The organism is Inquilinus limosus MP06, assembly GCF_000767795.1.
GTDB lineage: Bacteria > Pseudomonadota > Alphaproteobacteria > DSM-16000 > Inquilinaceae > Inquilinus > Inquilinus limosus_E.
On record NZ_JANX01000399.1, the window covers coordinates 1 to 5900 of the forward strand.

At 70.3% G+C, this 5900-nt stretch carries 5 protein-coding genes; 2 read left to right on the top strand and 3 right to left on the bottom strand.

Features of this window, described 5'->3' with window-relative positions; genetic code table 11:
• Window positions 1–92: 92 nt before the first annotated feature.
• Window positions 93–725: a LysE family translocator gene (locus tag P409_RS24120; RefSeq protein ID WP_034844646.1), complete on the top strand. Its 633-nt coding sequence runs from the start codon at window positions 93–95 to the stop codon at window positions 723–725.
• A 134-nt stretch (window positions 726–859) separates the two neighbouring features.
• Here P409_RS24120 and P409_RS24125 read toward each other — a convergent pair whose 3' ends face one another.
• Both P409_RS24125 and P409_RS24130 read right to left on the bottom strand, forming a co-directional pair.
• On the bottom strand, window positions 860–1900 hold the full coding sequence (locus P409_RS24125) for a zinc-dependent alcohol dehydrogenase family protein (RefSeq protein ID WP_034844647.1): 1041 nt from the start codon (window positions 1898–1900) through the stop codon (window positions 860–862).
• 142 nt (window positions 1901–2042) lie between these two features.
• A complete protein-coding gene (locus P409_RS24130; protein ID WP_161790459.1) occupies window positions 2043–3257 on the bottom strand; it encodes an adenylate/guanylate cyclase domain-containing protein in 1215 nt (404 codons plus the stop codon).
• A 213-nt stretch (window positions 3258–3470) separates the two neighbouring features.
• Between P409_RS24130 and P409_RS24135 the strand changes: the two genes are divergently transcribed.
• A complete protein-coding gene (locus P409_RS24135) occupies window positions 3471–5138 on the top strand; it encodes an acetolactate synthase large subunit (RefSeq protein ID WP_034844648.1) in 1668 nt (555 codons plus the stop codon).
• Between the two features lie 108 nt (window positions 5139–5246).
• Here the strand turns inward: P409_RS24135 and P409_RS24140 are convergent.
• Window positions 5247–5900, bottom strand: a 654-nt coding sequence (locus tag P409_RS24140; RefSeq protein ID WP_034844649.1) for a small ribosomal subunit Rsm22 family protein, incomplete at its 5' end; no start/stop codon positions are given.

Sequence of the window (5900 nt, forward strand, 5' to 3'; positions counted from 1 at the left end):
CCTACCCCCCTCCCGCAAGGGGAGGGGGGACCAAGAATGAGTGGTCCCGGATTCGGAAATCCGACAGATTTGACGGCCCCAGGGAGGACATCATGGACATCACCATCCCGCTGCTCAGCATCCTCGGCGCCATCGTGGTCGGGGCGGCCAGCCCGGGGCCAAGCTTCGTCTTCGTCACCCGCACCGCCATCGCCCTGTCGCGCCGCGACGGGCTGGCCGCCGCGCTGGGCATGGGCGTCGGCGGCGTGGTCTATGGCGGGCTCGGCCTGTTCGGCCTGCAGGCGATCCTGGCCCAGGTGGAATGGCTGTACCTGACGCTGAAGGTGGCGGGCGGTCTGTACCTGCTGTGGCTCGCCCTCGGCCTGTGGCGCACGGCGGCGCAGCCGATCGCGGTGCCGAAGACGGCGGAGGGCCGGCCGCGCAGCGTCCGCCGCTCCTTCACCCTGGCCGCCGTGACCCAGCTGAGCAACCCGAAGGCCGCGATCGTCTATGGCAGCATCTTCGCCGCCTTCCTGCCGCCGCAGGTGCCCGCCTGGACCTTCGCCGTGCTGCTGCCCGCGATCTTCGCCATCGAGGCCGGCTGGTACACCATCGTCGCCTTGGTCTTCTCGGCCGATCGTCCCCGCGCCGTCTATCTGCGCTGGAAGCGCTGGTTCGACCGCGCCGCCGGCTCGGTCATGGGCGCGCTCGGCATCCGCCTGATTCTGGGGGCCGGGAAGCTTTAGGAACCCCACCCCTTTTTACTGTCATTGCCGGGCTTGACCCGGCAATCCAGGAGCCACTGAGAGCGGCTCTTGAAAGCCCCTGGATCCTCGGGTCAAGCCCGAGGATGACAGGATAGGATGGGTCGGCCTCGCCCTCAGAACCGCGTCACGACGCTGATGCCCGTGCCGTCGAAGCGGTCCATTTGAGGCAGCGCCACCGCCGCCTCGTCCAGGCTGATGCGGCTGCCGATCAGCTTCTGCGGCGCCAGCGTGCCGGCGGCGATCATGTCCAGCATCGCCTGGTAGCGGAACGCCTGCATGCCGTGGCTGCCCAGGATCTCCAACTCATAGGCGATCACCCGGTCCATCGGCACCGGCGACCGGGCATGGTCGTCCAGCATCAGCCCGACCTGGATGTGCCGGCCGCGCCGGCGCAGGCAGCGGATCGAGTTCATGCAGGTGGCCGGATGCCCCAGCGCGTCGACCGAGACATGGGCGCCGCCGCCGGTCAGGTCGCGAATCTCGTGCACCACATTGGCCGAGCCGCCGGCATTGACCGTCGCCGCCGCGCCGAGCCGGCGGGCGAGGTCGAGCTTCTGCTCGGTCAGGTCGACCGCTACGACATTGGCCCCGAGGGCCCGGGCGATCATGATCGCCGACAGGCCGACGCCGCCGCAGCCATGCACCGCCACCCATTCCCCGCCCCGCACCCGGCCCTGGTCGACGATGGCGCGGAACGAGGTGGCGAAGCGGCAGCCCAGGCTGGCCGCCGTGGCCGAATCGATCTCGTCCGGCAGGGCGACGAGGTTGGTGTCGGCGAAGTCGAGCGCGACATATTCGGCGAAGGAGCCCCAGGCGGTGAAGCCGGGCTGGAACTGCCGTTCGCACACCTGCTGGTTGCCGCTGGCGCATTCCGGGCAATGGCCGCAGCCGGCGACGAAGGGCACGGTGACCCGCTGGCCCTCGCGCCAGCGCCGCACCTGCGGCCCGACCGCGACGATGGTGCCTGCCAGCTCATGCCCCGGCACATGCGGCAGCACGATGTCGGCATCGTGCCCCATCCAGCCATGCCAGTCGCTGCGGCACAGCCCCGTGGCCTCGACCTTCACCACCACGCCCTCAGGCGCGGGCGACGGGTCGGGCACGCTCTGCACGGTCGGCGCCTGGCGGAACTGCTCGAAGACGACGGCTTTCATCGGTGTGGCCTATCGCGTTGAGGGTGGAACCCGACCACCTCGTCATCGCGAGGAGCGAAGCGACGTGGCGATCCAGCGGCACGATTCCTGGATTGCCACGCCCCTTCGGGGCTCGCAATGACGATGAGTGAGATCGTCCGCCTCAGCTGATCCCGAAAATCCGGTGCGTGCCTTCGACGTCGCGCAGCGGGTGGAGGCCGAGGTCGAGCAGCGGGCGGCCGCAGGCGTCGCGGAACGGTTCCGACACCAGCACCCGGCGGCGCAGGGTCTTGGTCAGCTCCTCCAACCGGCTGGCGCGGTTCACCGCCGGGCCGATCACGGTGAAGTCCAGCCGCCGGGCGGCGCCGATATTGCCGTAGGCGATCTCGCCGACATGCAGGCCGATGCCGAAATCGACCGCGTCCGGCCCCGCCAGCCCGCGCTCGGCATTGGTGGCGTCGACCCGGGCGCAGAAGGCCTCGGCCGCGGCCAAAGCGGCGGCGCAGGCGGCGCGGCGGTCCACATCCTGCGTCACCGGGAAGATCGCCAGCACCGCGTCGCCGATGAACTTCAGGATCTCGCCGCCCTCGGCCTCGATCGCCGTGCCCATGTCGCCGAACCAGCCATTCAGCAGCTCGACCACGTCGCGGATCGCATTCACCTCGCTGCGCCGGGTGAAGGCGCGCAGGTCGGCCAGCCAGATCGCCGCCTCGATCCAGTCGACCTGGCCGCGCTCGATCTGGCCCTCGACGATGCGCTGGCTGGTGCGGGCGCCGACATAGGTGTCGAGCAGGTCGAGCGCGATGCGTTTCCACACCTGGCGCTCGGCATAGGGGCTGAACAGACGGGCCGCGGTGTCCAGCGCCTTCAGGTCGTCATCGTCGAAGCCGCCCGGCTGCCGCGTGGCAAAGGACAGGAAGCGGGTGCGGCTGGTGTCGAGGAAGGGCAGCGGCGTGATCAGATAGTCGGTGGAGCCCTGCTGCTGCAGCTCCTGCAGCATCGGCAGGTCGCTGACATCGCCGTCGAGCCGGCGGCGATACGCCCGCTCGGTATCGTCGACGATCTTGGTCGGGCTGGTCAGATAGCCCGTGCTCTGCAGGATGCCCTGGCGCTCGCGCTCCCGGAACTCGATGGCCTCGTCGCTCCAGACCAGCATGGTGCCGCTGATCTCGGGATGCAGCACCTCGAGCCCGATATGGATGCGCCAGACCGGGACGATGGTCTGCGCCACCCGCTCGCAGAATCCCGGGAACAGGCCCTTGAGCGGCACCGGCCGCCGTGTCGCCTCGACCAGCCAGAGGCCAAGCGCCTCGAGCCCGGCGCGATGCCTGTCGGCGATCGGTCGGTCATCCCAGTCCGGCGGCAATCCGTCTTGCATTGCGGGAGAAGACCCTTTCGGCGGGTCGCGGTCAATGCGCGCGTGGCGCCGCGCCCCGACAGGATGGCATCCGCCGGCGGCTCCGGCCAGACCGTGCGGTCCTGCGCCGCGTGCGCGGGCTGTCCGTCTGCCCTGCGGCACGGTCATGTCATCCACGCTGCTTCCGGCCTATCCTGCGGGGACATATCGCACCGCCAGCAAGAGAGGACCGACATGGCTGCGCAACGGACCGGCTCCGACCTCCTCGTCGAGGCCCTGGTCAATGAGGGCGTGGACCGCGTCTTCGGCGTGCCCGGCGAGGAGAATCTCGACATCGTCGAATCGCTCCGCCGCTCCGGCATCGAGCTGATCGTCACCCGGCACGAGCAGTCGGCCGCCTTCATGGCCGCGACCTATGGCCGCCTCACCGGCAGGGCCGGCGTCTGCCTCACCACGCTCGGGCCCGGCGCCCTCAACCTCACCACCGGCGCGGCCTATGCCCTCCTGGGCGCCATGCCGATGGTGATGATCACGGGGCAGAAGCCGATCCTGAAGAGCCGCCAGGCGCAGTTCCAGATCGTCGACATCGTCGCCACCATGCGGCCGCTGACCAAGTCGTCGCGCCAGATCGTCAGCACCGGCGCGATCCCCACCCTGGTGCGCAACGCCTTCCGCATCGCCCAGGAGGAGCGGCCGGGCCCGGTGCATCTGGAGCTGCCGGAGGACATCGCCGCCGCCCCGGCGCCCGAGGGGCTGGGCCCGGTGCCGCTGCACCCGCTGGAGCTGCCGGTGGCCAATGACGAGGCCGTGGCCACCGCCGCCGAGATGCTGCGCGCGGCCGAGCGCCCGCTGGTGATGATCGGCGCCGCCGGCAACCGCCGCCACCTGGTGCCGGCGCTGTCCGACTTCGTGCGCCGGATGGGCATCCCGTTCTTCAACACCCAGATGGGCAAGGGCGCGGTCGACGGCAATTCCGGCCTGTATATCGGCACCGCCGCCCTGTCGGAGGGCGACTATCTGCACGACGCGGTGACGAGCGCCGACCTGATCCTGGCGATCGGCCACGACGTGGTGGAGAAGCCGCCCTTCATCATGGAGCAGGCGGGGCAGACCGTGATCCATGTCGGCTACCAGCCGGCCGACATCGCCGAGGTGTATTTCCCGGATCATGAGGTGGTGGGCGACATCGGCGCCTCGCTGGGCCACCTGGCCGAAGCGTTCGGCGGGCCGCACCCGACCGCGGCCGAGGCGTTCGCCGGGCTGCGCGAGAAGATCCTGGAGCGGGCGGCGGCGGACGGCACCAGCGGCAGGTTCCCGCTGCTGCCGCAGCGCATCGTCCACGACGTGCGGGCGGTGATGCCGCAGGACGGCGTCGTCGCCCTCGACAACGGCATGTACAAGATCTGGTTCGCCCGCAGCTACCGCACCCATGTCGCCAACACCATCCTGCTGGACAATGCGCTGGCGACGATGGGCGCTGGCCTGCCCTCGGCCATGGTGGCGGCGATGCTCTACCCGGACCGCCGGGTGATGGCGGTGTGCGGCGACGGCGGCTTCATGATGAACTCGCAGGAGCTGGAGACCGCGATCCGGCTGAAGCTGAACCTGGTCGTGGTGATCCTGGTCGACAACGCCTACGGCATGATCCGCTGGAAGCAGGAGGCGCAGGGCTTCGCCGATTGGGGTCTGACCTTCGGCAACCCGGATTTCGTGACCTACGCCAAGGCCTATGGCGCCACCGGCTGGAATATCGAGTCGGCCGAGGATTTCGCGCCGACGCTGGAGCAGGCCTTCGCCCAGGGCGGCGTGCACCTGGTCAGCGTGCCGGTCGACTACACCGAGAACAGCCGGGTGTTCATCGAGGAGCTGCGCAGCCACGCCTCGGCGGTGGAAGCCGACTGACGACACAATTCCTCGCCGTCATTGCGAGGAGGCGAAGCCGACGAAGCAATCCAGGGGCCACGCCAAACGGCTCTGGATTGCTTCGCTGCGCTCGCAATGACGGCCGGACTAGGACCCGCTGTCCAGCGCATCGCCCCATCTAAGCCGGCGCGCCGCCTTCAGCACGGCGCCGTCGCGCTTGGTCACGGTGCGCTCCACGACTCCTCCTTCCGGCGCACACAGCCGCAGGTCGATTCGGGAGCCGGCGCCGCGTGGCGGGGCGATGATGCGGCCGGCGATCGGCACACCCGGATGCCGCGACACCGCGACATAGGCGAATTTCTCGTCTTCCCACGGCACCTCGCCGCCCTTGGCCTGGCGGTGGATGCGGGAGCGGGCGACGCGCTGCGAGAAATGGCACCAGTCCGGCTCGACCAGCGGGCAGTCGCGGTCATGCGGGCACGGCGCCACGACATGGCCGCCGGCCGCGATCAGGCGCGACCGGGCATCGAGGATGCGGCGCCAGCCGGCCGGGGTGCCGGGCTCGACGATCAGCAGCAGGTCGCCGGTGGCCGCCCACAGCCCGTCCACCAGCGCTCCGCGCCGGTCCGGCGCCAGCTCGTCCAGCACATAGGACAGGATGACGAGGTCATGCGCCGGCAGCTGCGGCAGCGGCTGTGCCAGATCGGCGGCGCGCCATTCCGTGGGCGGGACCGCGTCACCGGCCAGCCGGGCGCCCCAGTCGCGGAAGGCGGCGCTGCCTTCCAGCAGCGTGGCGGCGGC

Coding starts and splice junctions, on each gene's coding strand:
- P409_RS24120 (WP_034844646.1), top strand. CDS start 93: ATGGACATCACCATCCCGCTGCTCAGCATCCTCGGCGCCATCGTGGTC.
- P409_RS24125 (WP_034844647.1), bottom strand. CDS start 1,900: ATGAAAGCCGTCGTCTTCGAGCAGTTCCGCCAGGCGCCGACCGTGCAG.
- P409_RS24130 (WP_161790459.1), bottom strand. CDS start 3,257: ATGCAAGACGGATTGCCGCCGGACTGGGATGACCGACCGATCGCCGAC.
- P409_RS24135 (WP_034844648.1), top strand. CDS start 3,471: ATGGCTGCGCAACGGACCGGCTCCGACCTCCTCGTCGAGGCCCTGGTC.